Here is an 18081-nt window from a genome sequence, read left to right on the forward strand (position 1 = left end):
GGGATGCGGTTCGCAATCGATCAGACAGGGGAGTACGTGGATGCCCATACGTTGAGTCGGAGGCAAATCGAACCGGCTGCCCCTTTTTCATGTCCGCAGTGCGGAGAACGGGTCATTGTAAAACGAGGAGCGAAACGGCGGCTCCATTTTTCTCACGTTCAAACGTGTGGGAGCGGAGAGTCGGCTGGTCACCGAACCGATAAATGGGGCGTCAGACAATGGCTGCAGGCGGGCGGATATGATGTCGAGCAAGAAGTGGATCTTAACGGGAGACGGGCTGACTTGGTCGCGACAAAAGCCGGGGCGTCGTTCGTCGTCGAAATACAGTCCTCACCGCTAGCAGTCGATTCTTACGTAGAACGGACGAGACACTATGAGCGAAACGGTCTTGCCGTCATCTGGATCGCGAGCGGATTACGTCTTGAACCGGTGCCGTCCTTCTCACCGTGGATGAGGTGTGAGATCGCGCGGCGGTGTACGCTGATCGTTCCGGTCAAGAACGCGTTGTACCGGTTCGTCGGGTGTCCGATCTCGCTCAGACGGGCACAAGGCGCGTGGGTGCCGGCGACATCTTTTGACGTCTCGCCGTTTGAACCGTTTTATCGATTTGATGCGCACCGATGGATTCAACTCGTACGGCGTAAGCGTATGACGCCGCCTTATCCGACGCCGCTCTTCAGACGGCTGATCTTGAATCGTCTCTATCCGCTCGGCGTGTTACCGTCGCTATTGCCGACGGTCTGTTATTTGCCGCTCCCGGCGCTGTGGGGTGTTCATGTTCATCCGTTCGAATTTCAAACGGTCTTGTATTTAAATCGACGGGAAGCTCCTGAGGATTCGCTCGCTTGGAGCATCGAGAAGACATGCCGCCAGTTCAACGCGACCCCGACAAGCGACTTTGTTTCTTCGTTTCAGTTACAATGGAGACAACTCTTGAACGTATTCGGCTTGTCAGACTATGTCATCGACTGGCAAGTCCCGGTCACGCTCGAAGCAGCACTTCGTGACGATATTCGTTTGTTTCAAGGGTTTCAGCGATTCATGGCGAAATCGTATATAAACTGAGAAAAGGAAGTGGACATATGTCAGAAGTACTAACACGACAACAAGTACCCGTCGAGGAGACGTGGAACTTAGAAACCATCTATGCAGACGACAAAGCGTGGGAGCAAGACTTTGAGACACTCAAAGCCCGAATCCCTGAACTCGTTGAATTCAAAGGGAAACTCGGGGAATCGGCCGAGACACTTTACGCGGCGCTGCAGCTCCGTGACGAGATCTCGCGTCAACTGCATAAGCTGTATACATACGCCCATATGCGCTATGACGAAGATACGGCCAACAGCCATTATCAGGCGCTGAACGACCGTGCCGGGTCACTCGCCGCTCAAATTTCGGCTCAACTCGCCTTCATGACACCAGAACTGCTCGCCATCGATGAAAGTGAGATCACGGCGTTCATGGACGGCCACGAAGGGTTGACCGTCTACCGTCATGCGTTCGATGAGTTGGCGCAAGAGCGGCCCCACGTCTTGACGGAAGCGGAAGAAGCGATCCTCGCCCAAGCCGGCGACGTGCTCGGACAATCGAGCTCGACGTTCGGCATGCTCAACAACGCCGATTTGAAATTTCCTAAAGTGAAGAATGAGCAAGGAGAAGAAGTCGAACTGACACACGGACGTTACATTACGTTTTTAGAGTCGGCAGACCGCAGCGTGCGTGAGACGGCTTTCAAAGCGATGTATGGGACGTACAAACAATACTTGAACACGTTCGCGTCAACTCTGTCTGGAAGCGTGAAGAAGGACAACTTTTATGCGACGGTTCGCAAGTTTGAGAGCGCGCGTCAATCGGCACTCCACAACAACTCGATTCCTGAATCGGTATACGATGGACTCGTTGAAGCGGTGAATGAACGGCTCGATCTGTTGCACCGTTATGTCGCGCTTCGTAAACGAGCGCTCGGTGTAGACGAAGTGCATATGTATGACCTATACACGCCACTCGTCAAAGACGTCGAGATGAAAGTGCCTTATGAAGAAGCGAAAGAGCTCATGGTCCAAGGTCTGGCTCCACTCGGGGACGAGTACGTCCAAATCGTCAAAGACGGTCTCGATTCACGTTGGGTCGACGTCCGAGAGACACGCGGCAAACGTAGCGGTGCCTATTCGTCTGGCGCGTACGACACGCAACCGTTCATCTTGATGAACTGGCAAGACAACGTGAACAACTTGTTCACGCTTGCCCACGAGTTCGGTCATTCGGTACACAGTCACTACACGCGTGCCACGCAACCGTACCCGTATGGGGACTATTCGATTTTTGTGGCAGAAGTCGCCTCGACGACGAATGAGGCGCTCTTGAACGACTATTTGTTGAAGACACGGACGGACAAAGCCGAGCGCCTTTACTTGCTCAACAATCAACTCGAGACGTTCCGGGGGACGCTGTTCCGTCAGACGATGTTCGCTGAGTTCGAACATAAGATCCATCAAGCGGCCCAAGATGGCATCTCGCTCACACCAGAATACTTGAACGAGACGTATCTTGAGTTGAACAAGCGTTACTTCGGCGACGACATCGTCATCGACGAAGAGATCGCGTTCGAGTGGGCCCGTATCCCGCACTTCTACTACAACTACTATGTATATCAGTATGCGACAGGAATTTCGGCGTCAGCGGCGTTGTCGCAACAAATCATGGACGAAGGCGAGCCTGCCGTTAAACGTTATATCGATAAGTTCTTAAAAGCCGGATCGAGTGATTACCCGATCGAGGTGTTGAAGGCAGCCGGTGTCGACATGACGACGAAAGCACCTGTGTTAGCAGCGCTCGATCAGTTTGAATCCGTCCTCGATGAAATGGAATCACTCCTGTTTTCGTAAGCGTGCACGTGCGTGAACATTATGTGACAATATGAACAAAGTGCTTGTCAACAGGCGAGCCTATGGTTATATTATAAGTGTGAAATCAATCACAAACCCCTTTATTGACCGTAAACTTTCTCCCGTCTTGACACCTTCCCCGGGTGTTAAGATCGGCGTCTCTTGTCCCCGCTTGAGACGTCAAAAACCCACGGCTCCCCGGCCGTGGGTTTCTTTTTGTATCCGTTTATTTTTGTGTGGCCCATGCTTGACCGCTGCAGCCGGGGACAGGGCGGCAACGTTGCTGGAGCGACAGTTTTTTCAGTTCCCGTTCGATGATCGGCTTGTCGAGCTCTAAGATGAACGCGAGCTCAGTGATTGTCGAGGCGTCGTAGTGACGTAACACTTTTTCAACGTTCCAACCGGTTTGCCGATTCGGTACGTATCCGAGCAGTTCACTCATAACGGCTTGGTACACGTCGTAAGGATAGACGCCTTCGATTTTGAGCGCCTCGTCACGGGTGACGAACGTCATGGCAGGAAGTGATTCGATTTCCCAGTCTTTTAATATTTGATGGTCGACAGCGAGGGCGCTCAAGAGTTGATCCGACTGCATATCTGCCGCCAACTCATCGATATCGAGCCCGTATCCGGCGTAAGAGCGCGCAATCTCCCACAGGTCGGCATCGTTAGAAGCGTCCTTCGTAAAGGCGTCGTTAATATGAAGGTGACGCAAAAAACGCATCGCATGGCGTTTTCCTTGTAATTCCATAGCCTTGATCATCGTGAGAAGGCGAACCTCTTCCTGACATCCGCCAACACAACTAGGAACTGTCGAGACCATCCGAAAACGAATCAAGTGTCCGTATTCGAGCTCGAGTTTTTTAATGAGTGTCATCACGTGGAAACCGTCGGGATCAGAGATGTCCATGAAATAGAATAACTCTAATGGCTTATATGTTACTTGGATAGAAGATTCTTCCAGTGAACAGGATGACTCATTACATTGTTCAAGTTCCATTGTGTCGCCTCCTCTCGTAAACAAAATCAACTATATCGTATGCTCATTGTAGCAACGAAAAAAAAAGGTTGGCAACGTATCTGCTCAACCTTCACTCCGTCTCATCTTTTCTTCCATGAATCGGACGATTTTATTTTTGGCCGGACGTAACGGGATACTGTGGCTCGAGAGCAGCTGTTCAAACGCGATTCGGCCTGCCGTTTCGTCCGTCACTTCGAATTCTATTTCGTAATCACAAATCTCCAAATAATGACTTTCATCGAGCACGAGCAGACCGTCTGCCGTCTCGATTTCAGCACGCTTCGTCTCGAGCCGGCCCAAATGCTCGAGCGGTCCGGTCAAATTGAACGTGGCGAGGGCTTGTTTCATCTGTTCGTCGTGGACGATGCCGTACTTGAACAAATTTTCCGCCGCTTCTTCATTGATCGGTGCATGCGTCTCGAGCAGTCCGACATCGTGCGGTTGTTTGAGCGTCAAAACTTGACCGGTCTTCTTCTCACGGATGCGCAAGGCCGCGCCTTGGTTGCGCAGTTCAAACGTGGGTGTATCGAAATAATCGTTGGCTTGCCATTTGACTTGGTCGGATAACTGATACGATTCGAGCAACGTCTCATACTCATCTTTCGTCAGCATCGATTTAAACTCAATTTCCACTTCTTGGGTCATTCGTCATCGCTCCATTCTATGAACAATTGTTCGTTTATGATACCATACAATCGGATACATACGGAAAAATGCAAGGTTTTCCGAAACGAACGAAAGTGGTGACAGCATATGCAATCAGTGGACTGGGATCAATTTTTAGTGCCGTATCAAATTGCGGTCGATGAACTGAAAGTGAAGTTTAAAGCGATCCGTAAGCAATACAACTCGCAAAATGACCATTCTCCAATCGAGTTTGTTACCGGCAGGGTCAAGCCGGTCGGAAGCATCCTCGAGAAAGCGAAACGAAAACAGATCGCCTATGATCACTTGTCGACCGAGATGCAAGACATCGCCGGGCTTCGAATCATGTGTCAATTTGTGGATGATATCGTGCAGGTCCTCGAGCTGTTGCACCACCGGACCGACTTTAAAATCGTAGAGGAACGGAACTACATCACGAATCAAAAAAAATCGGGTTATCGATCGTATCACATCATCATCGAATACCCGGTCCAGACGATCCACGGGGAATTCCCGACGCTCGTCGAAGTCCAAGTCCGGACGCTCGCGATGAACTTTTGGGCGACAATCGAGCACTCGTTGAACTATAAATACGATGGCGACATGCCGCAAGAAGTCCAAGAACGGCTGCGCCGGGCCGCGGAGGCGGCGTTTTTGCTCGATGCTGAGATGAGTCAGCTCCGCGTCGAGATTCAAGATGCGCAGCAAGTGTTTCGTGATAAAGAAATGAACGTCCAAACGGACCAAGACTAGGGGGGTGAGTGTATGCAGTTTGCGATTGTGTCAAGGGGAGATGCGCGTTCCGCGGAAATCGCGCGTGAGTTGACAGACAAGTTGACCGAGGCGGGACATTCCGTCTCGGAACAACCTCGGATCGTCGTTTCGGTCGGTGGGGACGGGACGATGCTACAGGCGTTCCATGAATATGTCGACCGGCTAGACGACACGCTTCTCGTCGGCATCCATACGGGCCATCTCGGTTTTTACGCGGACTGGCAACCGGACGAGCTCGATGAATTGACAGAGATGATCACGAGCGAGTCGTTTGAACCGGTATCTTATCCGCTCGTCGAAGTGTTGATCGACTATGAGGACGGGACGACGGAGCGGCAGTTGGCGATGAACGAGTGTACGATTAAAAATTACAAGCGCACGCTCGTGTGTGACTTGTCGATCCGTGACGATTACTTTGAAACGTTCCGCGGAGACGGGCTTTGCATCTCGACACCGTCCGGCTCGACCGCCTATAATAAAGCGCTCGGCGGTGCGATCGTCCATCCATCGATCGAGGCGATCCAAGTGACCGAGATGGCGTCGATCAATAATCTCGTCTACCGGACGATCGGCTCACCACTGTTGTTGCCGAAGCACCACCAAGTCAAAATCAAACCGCACACGAAAACGGAGTTTGAGCTCGCGTTCGACCATCAGGAAGCACTGTCGTGGTCGAACGTCCAGTCGATCCGTTGCGCGGTCGCGAGAGAAAAAGTGACGTTCGCCCGGTTCCGCCCGTTCCCATTTTGGCGTCGGGTGCGCGAATCGTTCATCGAGGAAGGGAAGTAACATATGTACGGTTTTACATTACGTCGTGTCGCGGAGACGAACGTCCCGCTGCGCGATTTTTTGATGGGGGATTGTGGCATCTCACGCAAGATGTTGACGCAAGTCAAACACGGTGGCCTCATCTTAGTGAACGGGGAGCCGCGGACTGTTCGCTTTGATGTGTCGAGCGGCGATGAAGTGACGGTTCATTTTCCGCTTGAGCAGCCAGCGGAAACGATGGTCCGTTCGCGGCGTCCGCTCACGGTCATCTACGAGGACGACTATTTGCTCGCCGTCGATAAGCCGGCAGGCATCGCGACGATCCCGTCTCGGCTTCATCCTGACGACACGCTTGCGAACGCTGTGCTCGGTTACTATGAACGAATTGGATTGCACTCGGCGATTCATGTGATCAATCGGCTCGACCGGGATACGTCTGGTGTCGTCTTGTTCGCTAAATATGCGTACGTGCACCATCGCTTCAGCGAACTTCAAAAGCGAGGTGGTTTGTCCCGGACGTATATCGCCCTCGTCGTAGGAATGGTCGAACGACAGACGATTGATGCGCCGATCGGTCGGGCCGAACACTCGATCATGGAACGCGTCGTCACAGACGACGGGCAACGAGCCGTCACACACGTCCGTCACGTCGAGTCGCACGGTGACTATGCGGCGTTGACGATCCAACTCGAGACCGGACGGACCCATCAGATACGCGTCCACATGCGCCACATTGGTCATCCGTTACTCGGGGATACGATGTATGGCGGACGTCCCGTGCTCGCCCGTCACGCACTTCACAGCTCGTCTGCCGCGTTCGATCATCCGTTGACAGGGGAGAGTATCGTAATCGAAGCGGCTTATCCCGTCGACTTTCAACTCGAACACGAGTGAACAAAACATAGCCCCGCGCTCAAATGAGCGCGGGGCTGTTTTCAATCGTCGTCAAACATATACGTTTTTGATTTTGAGGCGACGTTCATGACGAGCCCGATGGCAATCATGTTCATGATGATCCCGGTACCCCCGTAACTGATGAACGGCAAGGTTAGGCCGGTGATCGGGAGGACACCGATTGTCATTCCGATATTTTGGAAGATCTGGAACGTGAACATGGCGATGACGGCGGTCACGATGTAACTTCCGAACGGACTGCTCGCTTCGAGCGCGATATGAATCATCCGGTACAAGAACAAGAAGAAGACGATAATCACGATTGCTGCACCGATAAAACCATAATGCTCAGCGATGACGGCGAAAATAAAATCGGTCTGCGACTCTGGTAGATAGACTAAACCTTGACCATAGCCAGTTCCGAACATTTGACCAGAACCGATGGCTTGAAGCGATTTGATCAACTGGAACGCTAAATCGTCAGAGTACTCATATGGGTAAATCCATGCTTGGAAACGATTCAAGGCGTGGCCCGGAACGAAGCTTTGAAGCACCTCGAAATGCGAGAAAAACAAGTACATGAACCCACCGATCGTCACGGCGGCAGCGCTAAATAGGCCGAGCAACCACTTCCAACCGATCCCTGACACGATGATGATGGCACCGAGCATCGTGATTAAAACAAGCCCGGTCCCTAAGTCTGGTTGCGTGACAATCAGCCCAAGAGGTGGGATGGCGAGTAATACTAGTTTCATTAACAGCCACGCATCCTGTTGAGACGAACCGTAACGTTTATTGTGGTCGTAGACGATTGTGGCCATGGAAATAAGTAAAAACAACTTCATGAATTCAGCTGGTTGAAAACTAAAACCAGGCACATTGTACCATCCATACGCCCCATTAATATTTGGAACGAGTGTGGTATCCCGGAGCGGAATTAAGCCAACTAAAAGCAATAAACCAAAGGAATAGAGATACCAATGAATTTTTCGCAACTGCTCGTATTCGATTGTCATGATGGCAAACATGGCAACGAATCCGATGATGTAACGGATTCCTTGATCGAAGGCGAAGTTAATATGTTGTAAACGAGTTGGCAACATCGGTTGTGCCGTGTAGATGGCACCAAGGCTGATGACCATCAAGAAAAAGACGATTGTCAGAAGTGTCGTGTCTAAACTTTTTAAATAAGATTGAATGTGGTTCATGATGAAGTCGTCTCACCCTTTCTATACGTAGTTTATCTTACCGTAACTATAAAAAATCGCAATACGTTACGAGGCGGTTGACAAAACAGACACCATTCTGTAATCTGATAACAGATGTTATAACCAGGTACTAAAAAGGGGAGTTCACAATGTCAATTTATCCAACGTTAACGAACAAGACGTACGTCGTCATGGGGATTGCCAATAAACGCTCGATCGCTTGGGCGATCGCGAAAACGCTCGACGCGGCAGGAGCGAAGCTCGTGCTCACTTATGCGTCTGAACGTTTCAAGTCAGGTCTCGAATCACTCGCTGCTGAATTGAGCCAAGAAGCACTGTTGCTTGAGTGTGATGTCACGAACGATGAAGCGATCGACACGACGTTCCGTTCGATCCATGAGCAAGTCGGTCTGATTCAGGGGATTGCGCATTCAATCGCTTTCGCGGATAAAGAAGCGTTGCGCGGTGAATTCTCGGAGATGACGCGCGGTCAGTTCGCACAAGCGCTCGATATTTCGGCGTACAGTTTGACGGCGGTCGTCAAGGCGGCAAAACCTTACTTCGCAGAGAACGCTTCGGTCATCACGCTCACGTATCTCGGAGGGGAACGGGTCGTACCGAACTATAACTTGATGGGTGTCGCTAAGGCCGCGCTCGATTCGAGCGTCAAATATTTGGCGAACGAATACGGCCCGCAAGGCGTGCAAGTCAACGCGATTTCGGCTGGACCGATTCGGACGTTGTCGGCGAAAGGTGTCGGCGACTTTAACAGCATCTTGTCTGAACTCGAGCAAAAGGCACCACTGCGCCGGAACGTCTCGGCCGAAGAAGTGGCCTCGACCGGTCTGTTCTTGTTATCGGGTATGGGGAGTGGCATCACGGGAGAAGTCATCCACGTCGACAGCGGCTACCATATTTTATAAGTTTGGGAAAGGGCGCGTAAATGCGCTCTTTTTGTATTATAGCGTAACCGTTTGGGGTAAGGACTTGTGAGGGAGGGAAGATCATGGGTCCTTATCAGATTGATTTTACGGTCGTCCAATATGGGAATCGCCAGGTCCAACCGACAGAACGGGCGAACATCGAACCGGTCACTCGCATCCAGCGGGTCCAACGGATTATTCCGCGTCAAGAAGAATGGTTAGAAGCTGAACAAGAAAAAAGCCCCGGTCGTTTCGTCGACCGGAGCGTATAATATTAACCTCGGAACCGGAACGTCTCATAGACGTTCCATGTTTCGTTTTCGAGCTCATACATGACGGCCATACGGTTGATTGTCTCTTCAAAATGGACTTGTTCCATCCGCATCCGTTCGAGCACATCGAACAGCTCGGCGTCGGTCAGATCTTGTCCGATCGTGATATGCGGGAGGAACTCGTACTTCGGAGGCTGATCGAGTGCACCTTCGTGTAAGCGAGTTTGTAGCGCTTCGAGTTCGCGCGTCGGTAACACTTTTAAGTAAAGGACGTTGTTCGTCGGCGCGAACGAGCGGGCACCGTCGATCTTCAACTGAATCGGCTTCGTCGTTTCAGCGATTTGTTGTAAATACTCGAGCACTTTTGGTAACTCGGCTTCGTCGACTTCGGTACGTTCTTTGATCGTCACGTGTGGCGAAATCAAAGCGTACTTCGTATCGTAACGTTTTCGATACGAGTTGGCGAAGTCTTGAACTTGTTTTGATGGAAATAAGACTACCCCAATCTTCATTCCAGTTCCCCCTTTATGAATGGTCTACTAGTTTATGATGACCGATTTATCGAATGAAGTCAAAGTGGGCTTAGTGTTTTTTTTCAAGTTTTCAGTATAATAGAGAATGAGTACTTCGAGACATGCTTTTCTCGAGATGAAGGGATGTGACGCGGGTAATTGCCCGCAACAATTATGAAACAAGTACCACACTCACGAGACGTAACAGAGGCTGCACGGGCCCGTTTGATTGAACGGGGCGTATCGATCGAATCGATCGCAGAGATCGTTTACCAAATGCAGGCGCCCTATTCACCACACTTATCATTAAAAGACTGCATCGAGTCGGTTGAGGCCGTCCTTGAGAAACGCGAACTCCAACACGCGATTCTCGTCGGTTCAGAGCTCGATATGTTAGCCGAAAAAGGGCAGTTGTCAGAACCGCTCCTTTCAATCGTCGCTTCAGATGAAGGTTTATTCGGCGTCGATGAGACGATCGCGATCGGGGCCGTCAACACGTACGGATCGATTGCCGTCACGACGTTCGGTTACTTAGATAAAGCGAAGATCGGGATCATCAAGCAGCTCGATACGAAGATGGACGACGGTCAAGTTCATACGTTCATGGACGACCTTGTCGGTGCGATCGCGGCTAACGCATCGGGCCGTCTCGCGCACCGGTTGCGCGACATGAACGATTTCGGTGAAGACGAGATGCGTGGACGCAAAGGATTATATTGATGCATCGCGCAAAAGCAATGACAATCGCCGGGACGCTTGGCTTCGCCATCGTCTCGGTGATTGTCATTTTAGGTGGGGCGGTTTCGCTCGACGGGTTCGTCTATCGGACTGTCGCGCCGTTGTCTGGCCCGCTGTTTGTCTATGTGACGGAACTCGGCAGCGTGAAGGTGTTGATCGCCCTTGCCTTTGTCGGCATGCTTTATTGGTTATGGCGCGGGGACAAACTTGAAGCGTTCCGGTTACCGCTCGTCGTCATCGGGACGTTAGTTGTGACTCAACTATTGAAGCGAGTGTACGGGATCGACCGGCCGCTCATCGATGCCGCTCTCGATGCGACGACGTATAGTTTTCCGAGCGGGCACGCCTCGGGTTCGCTCGCCTTGTACGGTTTGCTCGCTTTTAGTTTATACCGGCGAAAGTACTCGCCCGTTTGGGTCGCGGTGCTCGTCGTGCTACTCGTAGCCGTCTCGTTCAGTCGGGTCATTTTAAACGTTCACTATTTCAGTGACGTCATGGGCGGATGGCTCGTCGCGTTCACGGTGATTGCCGGATCAGAATGGATTATAGGGAGGAAGAATCGTTGATACTCGTGTCTGAAGTTGAAAGTTGGTTGTTTATGGGAAGGGATCAAGCGGACGCGGCGAGTTCGCCGACGATATTGGTCGAAAAAGATGCGACTGGCGCGAAGTCATTTGCGTCGATGCGGACGTTGTTTCAATTGAAGAAATGGACGGGACAACGCCGTTTCGTTCCGCTCCTATCATGTGATGAAACGGGCTATCGCGCCTATGAGGTGTTTCATGTCGACGCGAAGCCACCGTTCGCGCTGCTCGAGCACGGACGTGTTCTGTTGAAAGATAATGAGATGGACGCGGCCTATGCAGCAGCTCTTGCGAACGAGGGAACAATGTCTGCGGATGAAGTGATCACGTTTGCTTCCGACTACATCGAAGCAGCACTCGGTGAACCGGTCGTGCTCGCAATCAATCGAGAGATTCCGTCGCATGCACACGTGCCGATGGAACTGTTCGTACCGGGCGACGCGATTCAAACGGGTGAGTACTTATTTGCCTGGGCGAACGAAGCACAGAAGGAAAGGAATGAAGCAAAATGAACGAGTGGGAACAAAAGGTCAAAGCGTTACTCGACGGCTCAATCGATGAGTTGCTCGTACCGAAAGACGACTTTTTGACAGTACGGTCACTGTTGATCGAGAAAGAGTGGTTGTTCCAAGTCGTGGGCGCCGCCAAACATGGGGGCGTCACCATCTATCGGAGAAATGAACAAAGCGCGCCCTCCTCATGAGGACGCGCTTTTATTAAGCGTTTGAAGCCAATTTGATTTTTTGTCGTTTTAATTTGTGGAGTAGCCATGCATATAGCACTTCACAAGAATGGTGAGGAAGGGTCAGTTCCACGAGTGGGCGCGACTGACCGAATATAGTGAAGCGCGAATGGTCCTCGTCGAGCATCGAGACTTGAATATCGGTCGCTTCTTGAAGCGAAATCCGCTGCTCGCCGGCAATTGCGTCTTTTAATTTCAGCATGTTTCCATTCGTCGCAAACTTGGTGAACGAAGAGATTCCCTGTACTTTCAGTTGTTCCATTTCGTAGATCTATCCATCGACAGATGAATAGATTTTCACCTCGCTTTCTCTATATTGCCTTCCGTCCCTCCAGAAGGTTATTCCTAGTATACCGTCCTGTCGTTAAAAGAAAAGACTTAATTTAACGAAAAATTAAGACAATTTGTTATCAATTTTTAAAAATAACGATAAAGTCGTTAGACAAAGCGATTTGGAACGAAATAAAGACGAGCGCAATAGCAAAAAAGAGCCTGAATTGTACAGGCTCTTTTGACTTTCATACACGTATGAACTTAAAATCGTTCGATTTCCCATGTTCGGCGGCGATAGGTCAATTGCCCTTTTAAGGCGATCGATTCCTTCTTGGCGTCAAAGTCTTCTTCAAGCACAGACATGTCCTCGTATCGTCCGGCGACGTAAAACGAGATGGCGACTTGTCGATTGAACAGACTGCGTTTCGTGTGGTCGAAATCGATAATCAGCCCTTGTGGGGATAAAGCCACGATTTCATCGATGACAGGCAGCGGGATCGGGACGAAGCTGATATTACGGATGTCACGATCGAGTTTACTTTGAAGCACGCTTTGCAGGAACTGATTGATCGTCGACCAGTCTTTTATGTAGAGGCTACTGTGACGATCGTTCGACTCGTTGAAATAAGCGATCTCATTTTGAATCGAGTTGAGGAACGGCGCTTTCAGCCCTCGTTCCATGTGGCTCAAAAACAATATTTCCGCAATCTCATGGTCTGATAATGACTCGAGTAAATTATAGTCGGGAAAATCGATGGCGGTGAAACTCGTCTGGTTATTCAAATATTTCGTCGAGAACGTTGAGAGTTCGTGTGCCTCGATATAGCGAAACCTCGTCCGGGATGATTGTCTCATCCCTTTAATGTCTGTTCGACAGATGATCATCGGTCGGGCGAGTGATAACGCTTCGACGACATCCGTCAGTGTCACCCCATGAAGGGTAAAACGTTGTAGTTCCCGGTCTTGTTTAATGTAGAACAACTGTTTTGACATATTAATCCCCTCAGTTCGAAGTCACTACAATTTGATTTTAGCAAATCCGTCCCGAGTGTGCCATGTTGGAGCGGTCGAGATGATTGAGATGATGGTTTTTGAGGAAAACTAGGTATAATTAGAGAAAAGGTAGAAGAAAGGCGGGTTCAGCATGTGGGGGTTGAAGAAGAGTTTTCCAGAGCTCGCTACAGATCGCTTTATCCTGAGAGAACTCGAGCCTAGGGACGCACGGGCACTCTACGTGATTCTCTCGACCGAGGAAGTCATGCGCTATTACGGATCGGATCCGTTGCTTGCCGTATATGAGGCGAAGAACGTCATCGCCTATTTTAAAGATCAATTCCAACAAGGGAAAGCGATTCGATGGGCGATTTGTGACCGTGTGACCGATGAACTCGTCGGGACGATCGGCTTTCATAACTGGACGCCTCAATACTTCAGGGCTGAAATCGGATTTGAAGTCGCGCCTAGTTATTGGCGCAGAGGTGTCGCCTTTGAAGCGGCGACAGCCGTCATCGGGTATGGGTTCGACGAGTTCAAGTTTCACCGGATCTCGGCGCTCGTCGCGCCAGAGAACGATGGGTCAAATCGGTTGGTGCGAAAGCTCGGCTTCACCGAGGAAGGCTTGCTACACGACTACGCTTACAGTCACGGCCGTTTTATGGACTTGACGATGTACCGTCTACTAAAAGACGAATGGTCACAGAGAGGGAGATGACGATGAGACAAGTTGTATTGCTTCACGGCCTATGTGGGTCACCGGATTATTTTGACGAGCTCGTCCCGATGCTTGAAGCGGATGTGTACGCGTTGACGCTTCCGGGACATGATGACACCGAATCGGGTCCCGAGACGATCGATCAATTCGCGGATTGGGTGATCAAAGAGATTCGTTTGCGCGAGCTCGATCGTCCGGTCGTACTGGGACATTCGTTCGGCGGATACATCACGACGAACCTTGTTCGACGCTATCCGGATGAATTATCGGGCTTCGGGTTGATTCATTCGACGGCCGGCGCGGATTCGGATCAAGCGAAGGCGAAACGAAACGCCGCGATTGAGAAAGTGATCGAAGAAGGTGTCCATCCGTTCATCGACGAGATGATCCCAGGCGTGTTCGCCCCGGATTCTGATCAGACACTCATCGAACGTGCGAAACGAATCGGCTTCAAGATGTCGAAAGAAGGAATCATTTCAGCTCAAGAAGCGATTCGGGACCGGAATGACGAGACAGGAACGGTGCGCGAGACGAACCTGCCCGGATTGTTTATTTACGGCTCGAAAGACCCGAACATGGACGCGGAACGAGCTTTCATAGGGGCGGAGCGTCATACAAAACAGACGGTGCAAGCCAGTCATATGGGGATGATGGAGGCGCCTGAAACCGAAGCGCAACTCATTAACGCTTGGCTCGACGCGGAAGTGCGCTCGGTGCATAAGTTCAAGCTGATCGCCGTATCAGGAAGTTTGCGTAAAGCATCGTTCAATACGGCGCTACTTCATTCGATCATCGAACTCGGTCGTGATCGGTTTGACGTGGAGGTCGCATCCATCGAATTGCCGCTCTATAATGACGACTTGATCGACCCGGATGAACCGGACGTCGTTGTCGCGTTCAAGCAAGTGGTTAGAGAAGCGGACGGTCTGCTCGTTGTTACCCCCGAATACAATCACAGCATACCCGGCGTCTTAAAGAATGCGATCGACTGGCTATCACTCGAACCGGGAACGCCGCTTCGTGATAAACCGGTCTTGATTGCCGGTGCCTCGCCAGGCATGCTCGGGACGGTAAGATGCCAAGTCCACCTCCGACAAGTATTTGCCACAAATCGGGCAAACGTTTTACCAGGAAACGAAATCTTTATCACGCATTGCAAAGAGAAGATTGGTGCTAAAGGACTTGAACATGAACCGTCAATCCAACAAATTGATAGAGTGTTATCCGAGTATTATAATTGGATTGATTTTTGGAAGCGTAACGCAAAAAAATAACTTGAAGTCACGACCTTTGTCTGATAGAAATGAATTGTGAAAACAAACACAAAGGGAGCGACAACACATGGAAACGTATATCGAACTGTACAACGGCGGCGAGTTAGGGGACCAGGCAGTCATCAATGACGGGATGACGTTCGGCCGGGTCACGATTGTGGAATTATTTTATCAGACGAACCACATCTTCGGTTACGTGAAAGCTGACGGGGAGAAACGCTTCTTCCTAGAACCGATTGCTGGAGATGACACGTTCGACGTCGAAGGAGAGCGCTATTCCCTCCAACAGTTCATCGCCCTATTTTGATGTTCACGACGCAAGCGACTCGCTTGCGTTTTTTTGTTGTTTTCGTCACGATTGGTGTGAGGTGATGAAGATGAAACTTGTGGCAATTGAACCAACGCCAAGTCCGAACAATTTAAAGATCATTGTCGAACCGGCTTTTTCTGGCCGCGGGATCACATATGACAAGGCGAGTCAAGACGTCCCGGAGACGATCCGAGACATCATCGCACTACGAGGCGTCAAATCGGTATACGCCGTCTCTGATTTTTTAGCGGTCGAACGGCATCCGAAACACGATTGGCACGACGTCATGAACGACATCCGTCGTGCGTTCGGCGAAGACGTCGCTGAAGGAGAAGCGAGCCAGTTGACGGCAGACTATGAGCCGGTCCACGTATCAGTCCAGTTCGTATTAGACGTCCCGATGCAGTTGAAACTCGTCAAAGGTGACGAGGAGAAACGGGTCGGTTTGTCTAAACGTTTTGTCGACGCAGCGATGCAAGTGCAGCAGCAAGTGAAAAATGTCATTCAAGATCGCCGCTGGGTCGAACAAGCGCCTCGCTACGGAGAGCTTGAAGACGTGAGCGGCGTCGCCCAAGAAGAACTTGAAGCGGCCTATCCAGAAGATCGCGTTGCTCGGATTGTCGCCCGTGCTTTCGGGCGCGAAGCGGATTACGAGGCCAACGTGTCGCAACTCCAGTCGGAAGACTGGAAAGCGCGGATGGCATTCTTGGATGAACTGCAAATCGAACCGGAGAACATGAATTACTTCCGCCGGGCACTCGAGGACAAGGTGATGGCGATCCGTCGTCAAGCAGTCGTCATGATTGGTATGTTTGAAGAAAATCGGGAGGATTACGTCACCTATATCGAGCAGGCACTCGTCGATCCGTCACCGATTGTGAGACGGACCGCGGGGGACACCGTCTCTGATTGGGCGTTGTCAAAATCTCAGCCATCGATGATCGAGGCGCTCAAAGATAAAAGTAAGCTTGTCCGCTGGCGGGCCGCCCGTTTCCTATTTGACTGTGGGGACGAGCAATCGGTGCCGGCACTTACAATCGCCGAACAAGACCGTGAATTCGAAGTCGCCCTTCAGGCAAGGCTCGCCAAAGAGCGAATTACGAGCGGAGAAACGGCACTCGGAACGGTATGGCAACAAATCTCGAACCGTTCGAAATAAACCATTCGACAAGCCAAGTTTGTTCAAATTTACAGTTATAGGAAGTGAGAGGAGTTCGCTTGGCGAATTGCCTCTCTTTTTCGTTTGTCCTTACATAATTCAACCAATCGGTTAACAATCGGTGCCAGTTATTCGACAGACATGTCGAGCTCGGGGCGGGACTGTCGAACGAAAAGACGTTTTTATTTGAATAACGTTGGTACACTGAATGTATCTTATATGGACAAAGGAGCCACACTCATGATTCTTTTTGCAGAAACAACTGAACTCGTAGCTTACAAAGAAGTGGTCGATGGCACGATCACCGTCACTTTTGAGACGATTCATAGTGAGACGTTCTCAATCTCTGCACAAGTTCGTTCTGACATCGACGTCGCTGACTCGTTGTTCGTGACCGGTTGGCAGCAATACGTGGAAAACCTACAAGTTTCTTAAAAAAGGTAAATAATATAGGGAAATCCATTACAAACGTCTGCACGAACGTATACACTAGTGCTATAGACGTTTTTTTTATTTTGTTGAGGAGAGTGGAATACGTGAAAAAAACTTGGTTGCTAGTCGTGGTCGCTGCGATGATGCTCGTGGTGGCGGCGTGTGGTAAAGAAGAAGCAACTCCGAGCGATGTGGACGGGAACTCGTCGGCAGCTCCAGCTTTATTGACGCTTGAGACGGACGCGAGCTACAATGCCGATTTAAAACAATTATCGGCGACGGTTTCGATGACGAACCCGAATGAAGGACCGGTCAAGGTGACCTTCAATTCATCGCAACGTTTTCAGTTGACGGTCATGAACGGAGAAACGACCGTTTTTGATTATGGCAGCGAATATATGTTCACTGAATCAATTATCGAAGAGACGTGGGAACCGGGTGAGACGAAAGTGTTTGACGAAGTGTTCCCGCTCACACTCGAGAGCGGAGAGTATACGGTTGATTTCGTCAGCCTCGCTCAAGTCGAAGGTGCACCAGAGATGGCGGCCACCGATCAAAAGACGTTATCAGTTGAAGCGGTAGAGGCGCCGCCTGCGGAAGAGTCTTCTGAAGAACCAACGGATGAGTCGAGCGAGCAACCGGCCCAGACGGACGGTGCGTTCAGCGATGTCTCGATTAAGAGAAACGGGAATTTGATTGAAGTGGCTGGGTACACGAACGTCGAGGAGTTCGAATGGAGTGTCTCGGACGGGCACAACGTGTTTGCGCAAGGGGCGTCGCAACCGACGGCCGGCGGCTTCACGTTCGGCGTGTTATTAGACGAGGAACCGACATCAGGGCAGTCGCTCTTCCTAGAGATGACACCGATCGGCGGAGACGTCGCATCGTTCCGCATTCAATAAGCGTTAGACGGAAACTCACGTTTCCGTCTTTTTTTTGGTAATCAAACGTATTGA

At 50.7% G+C, this 18081-nt stretch carries 23 protein-coding genes; 17 read left to right on the forward strand and 6 right to left on the reverse strand.

Translation table 11 applies throughout. The features are described 5' to 3' along the window. The first annotated feature begins 3 nt into the window (after positions 1-3). A complete protein-coding gene (locus EVJ28_RS00275; RefSeq protein WP_131487796.1) occupies positions 4-1065 on the forward strand; it encodes a competence protein CoiA in 1062 nt (353 codons plus the stop codon). A gap of 17 nt (positions 1066-1082) precedes the next feature. Beyond that, complete coding sequence (pepF, locus tag EVJ28_RS00280) at positions 1083-2885, forward strand: oligoendopeptidase F (RefSeq protein WP_131457279.1); 1803 nt, start codon at positions 1083-1085, stop codon at positions 2883-2885. A 226-nt stretch (positions 2886-3111) separates the two neighbouring features. Here the strand turns inward: pepF and EVJ28_RS00285 are convergent, their stop codons facing one another. Both EVJ28_RS00285 and EVJ28_RS00290 read right to left on the reverse strand, forming a co-directional pair. Continuing rightward, positions 3112-3636, reverse strand: coding sequence for a DsbA family protein (locus tag EVJ28_RS00285; protein ID WP_236633983.1), 525 nt, complete (start codon positions 3634-3636; stop codon positions 3112-3114). Between the two features lie 333 nt (positions 3637-3969). Then, positions 3970-4551, reverse strand: coding sequence for a CYTH domain-containing protein (locus EVJ28_RS00290; RefSeq protein WP_201738389.1), 582 nt, complete (start codon positions 4549-4551; stop codon positions 3970-3972). Between the two features lie 108 nt (positions 4552-4659). On the opposite strand from EVJ28_RS00290, the gene yjbM reads away from it, so the two are divergent. The 3 genes from yjbM to EVJ28_RS00305 are packed head-to-tail and all read left to right on the forward strand — an operon-like array spanning position 4660 to position 6987. Then, positions 4660-5304, forward strand: a complete 645-nt coding sequence (gene yjbM / locus EVJ28_RS00295) for a GTP diphosphokinase (protein ID WP_131457277.1) — start codon at positions 4660-4662, stop codon at positions 5302-5304. Between the two features lie 12 nt (positions 5305-5316). Further along, entirely contained in the window at positions 5317-6114 is a 798-nt protein-coding gene (locus tag EVJ28_RS00300) for an NAD kinase (protein WP_070327624.1), read from the forward strand. Positions 6115-6117: 3 nt separating this feature from the next. Further along, on the forward strand, positions 6118-6987 hold the full coding sequence (locus EVJ28_RS00305; RefSeq protein ID WP_131487798.1) for an RluA family pseudouridine synthase: 870 nt from the start codon (positions 6118-6120) through the stop codon (positions 6985-6987). Between the two features lie 41 nt (positions 6988-7028). On the opposite strand, the gene EVJ28_RS00310 is transcribed toward EVJ28_RS00305, so the two are convergent. After that, positions 7029-8195, reverse strand: a complete 1167-nt coding sequence (locus tag EVJ28_RS00310; protein WP_070327622.1) for an FtsW/RodA/SpoVE family cell cycle protein — start codon at positions 8193-8195, stop codon at positions 7029-7031. Between the two features lie 149 nt (positions 8196-8344). Between EVJ28_RS00310 and fabI the strand changes: the two genes are divergently transcribed. Together fabI and EVJ28_RS00320 are read left to right on the forward strand one after the other, a co-directional pair. Continuing rightward, entirely contained in the window at positions 8345-9118 is a 774-nt protein-coding gene (gene fabI / locus EVJ28_RS00315) for an enoyl-ACP reductase FabI (RefSeq protein ID WP_071399503.1), read from the forward strand. An 83-nt stretch (positions 9119-9201) separates the two neighbouring features. Next, positions 9202-9390, forward strand: a complete 189-nt coding sequence (locus tag EVJ28_RS00320; RefSeq protein ID WP_016510315.1) for a hypothetical protein — start codon at positions 9202-9204, stop codon at positions 9388-9390. Positions 9391-9392: 2 nt separating this feature from the next. On the opposite strand, the gene EVJ28_RS00325 is transcribed toward EVJ28_RS00320, so the two are convergent. Further along, positions 9393-9902: a YjcG family protein gene (locus EVJ28_RS00325; RefSeq protein WP_071399504.1), complete on the reverse strand. Its 510-nt coding sequence runs from the start codon at positions 9900-9902 to the stop codon at positions 9393-9395. Positions 9903-10076: 174 nt separating this feature from the next. Between EVJ28_RS00325 and EVJ28_RS00330 the strand changes: the two genes are divergently transcribed. Genes EVJ28_RS00330 through EVJ28_RS00345 form a run of 4 tightly spaced genes read left to right on the forward strand, consistent with a single transcriptional unit; the run spans position 10077 to position 11927 of the window. After that, positions 10077-10622 (forward strand): phosphatidylglycerophosphatase A family protein, encoded by a 546-nt coding sequence (locus EVJ28_RS00330; RefSeq protein ID WP_131457381.1) that lies wholly within the window; start codon positions 10077-10079, stop codon positions 10620-10622. Continuing rightward, positions 10622-11206 (forward strand): phosphatase PAP2 family protein, encoded by a 585-nt coding sequence (locus EVJ28_RS00335; RefSeq protein WP_131457273.1) that lies wholly within the window; start codon positions 10622-10624, stop codon positions 11204-11206. The genes EVJ28_RS00330 and EVJ28_RS00335 overlap by 1 nt, the downstream gene beginning before the upstream one ends. 32 nt (positions 11207-11238) lie before the next feature. Continuing rightward, positions 11239-11736 (forward strand): hypothetical protein, encoded by a 498-nt coding sequence (locus tag EVJ28_RS00340; protein WP_145963147.1) that lies wholly within the window; start codon positions 11239-11241, stop codon positions 11734-11736. After that, the gene (locus EVJ28_RS00345; protein WP_131457269.1) at positions 11733-11927 is read left to right on the forward strand and encodes a hypothetical protein; all 195 of its coding nucleotides are present in this window, start codon (positions 11733-11735) and stop codon (positions 11925-11927) included. The genes EVJ28_RS00340 and EVJ28_RS00345 overlap by 4 nt, the downstream gene beginning before the upstream one ends. Positions 11928-11940: 13 nt before the next feature. Here the strand turns inward: EVJ28_RS00345 and EVJ28_RS00350 are convergent, their stop codons facing one another. Continuing rightward, positions 11941-12168 carry a hypothetical protein gene (locus tag EVJ28_RS00350; protein WP_236633984.1) on the reverse strand — a complete coding sequence of 76 codons (228 nt, stop codon included), beginning with the start codon at positions 12166-12168 and terminating at the stop codon, positions 11941-11943. A gap of 332 nt (positions 12169-12500) precedes the next feature. Beyond that, positions 12501-13232: a hypothetical protein gene (locus tag EVJ28_RS00355; protein WP_070327614.1), complete on the reverse strand. Its 732-nt coding sequence runs from the start codon at positions 13230-13232 to the stop codon at positions 12501-12503. Positions 13233-13383: 151 nt separating this feature from the next. On the opposite strand from EVJ28_RS00355, the gene EVJ28_RS00360 reads away from it, so the two are divergent. The 6 genes from EVJ28_RS00360 to EVJ28_RS00385 all read left to right on the forward strand — a co-directional run bounded on the left by EVJ28_RS00360 (position 13384) and on the right by EVJ28_RS00385 (position 18027). Continuing rightward, complete coding sequence (locus EVJ28_RS00360; protein ID WP_131457267.1) at positions 13384-13950, forward strand: GNAT family N-acetyltransferase; 567 nt, start codon at positions 13384-13386, stop codon at positions 13948-13950. A 2-nt stretch (positions 13951-13952) separates the two neighbouring features. Then, positions 13953-15224: an alpha/beta fold hydrolase gene (locus EVJ28_RS00365; protein WP_161566943.1), complete on the forward strand. Its 1272-nt coding sequence runs from the start codon at positions 13953-13955 to the stop codon at positions 15222-15224. A 67-nt stretch (positions 15225-15291) separates the two neighbouring features. Then, positions 15292-15531, forward strand: a complete 240-nt coding sequence (locus EVJ28_RS00370) for a hypothetical protein (protein WP_070327611.1) — start codon at positions 15292-15294, stop codon at positions 15529-15531. Between the two features lie 70 nt (positions 15532-15601). Continuing rightward, the gene (locus EVJ28_RS00375; protein WP_201738308.1) at positions 15602-16693 is read left to right on the forward strand and encodes a virulence factor; all 1092 of its coding nucleotides are present in this window, start codon (positions 15602-15604) and stop codon (positions 16691-16693) included. A gap of 240 nt (positions 16694-16933) precedes the next feature. Further along, complete coding sequence (locus EVJ28_RS00380) at positions 16934-17128, forward strand: hypothetical protein (RefSeq protein ID WP_131457261.1); 195 nt, start codon at positions 16934-16936, stop codon at positions 17126-17128. Between the two features lie 101 nt (positions 17129-17229). Then, positions 17230-18027, forward strand: coding sequence for a BsuPI-related putative proteinase inhibitor (locus EVJ28_RS00385; RefSeq protein WP_236633985.1), 798 nt, complete (start codon positions 17230-17232; stop codon positions 18025-18027). The last annotated feature ends 54 nt before the right edge of the window (positions 18028-18081 follow it).

It is taken from the genome of Exiguobacterium sp. SH3S3 (genome assembly GCF_004337115.1).
In the GTDB taxonomy this organism is placed as follows: Bacteria; Bacillota; Bacilli; order Exiguobacteriales; family Exiguobacteriaceae; genus Exiguobacterium; species Exiguobacterium aurantiacum_A.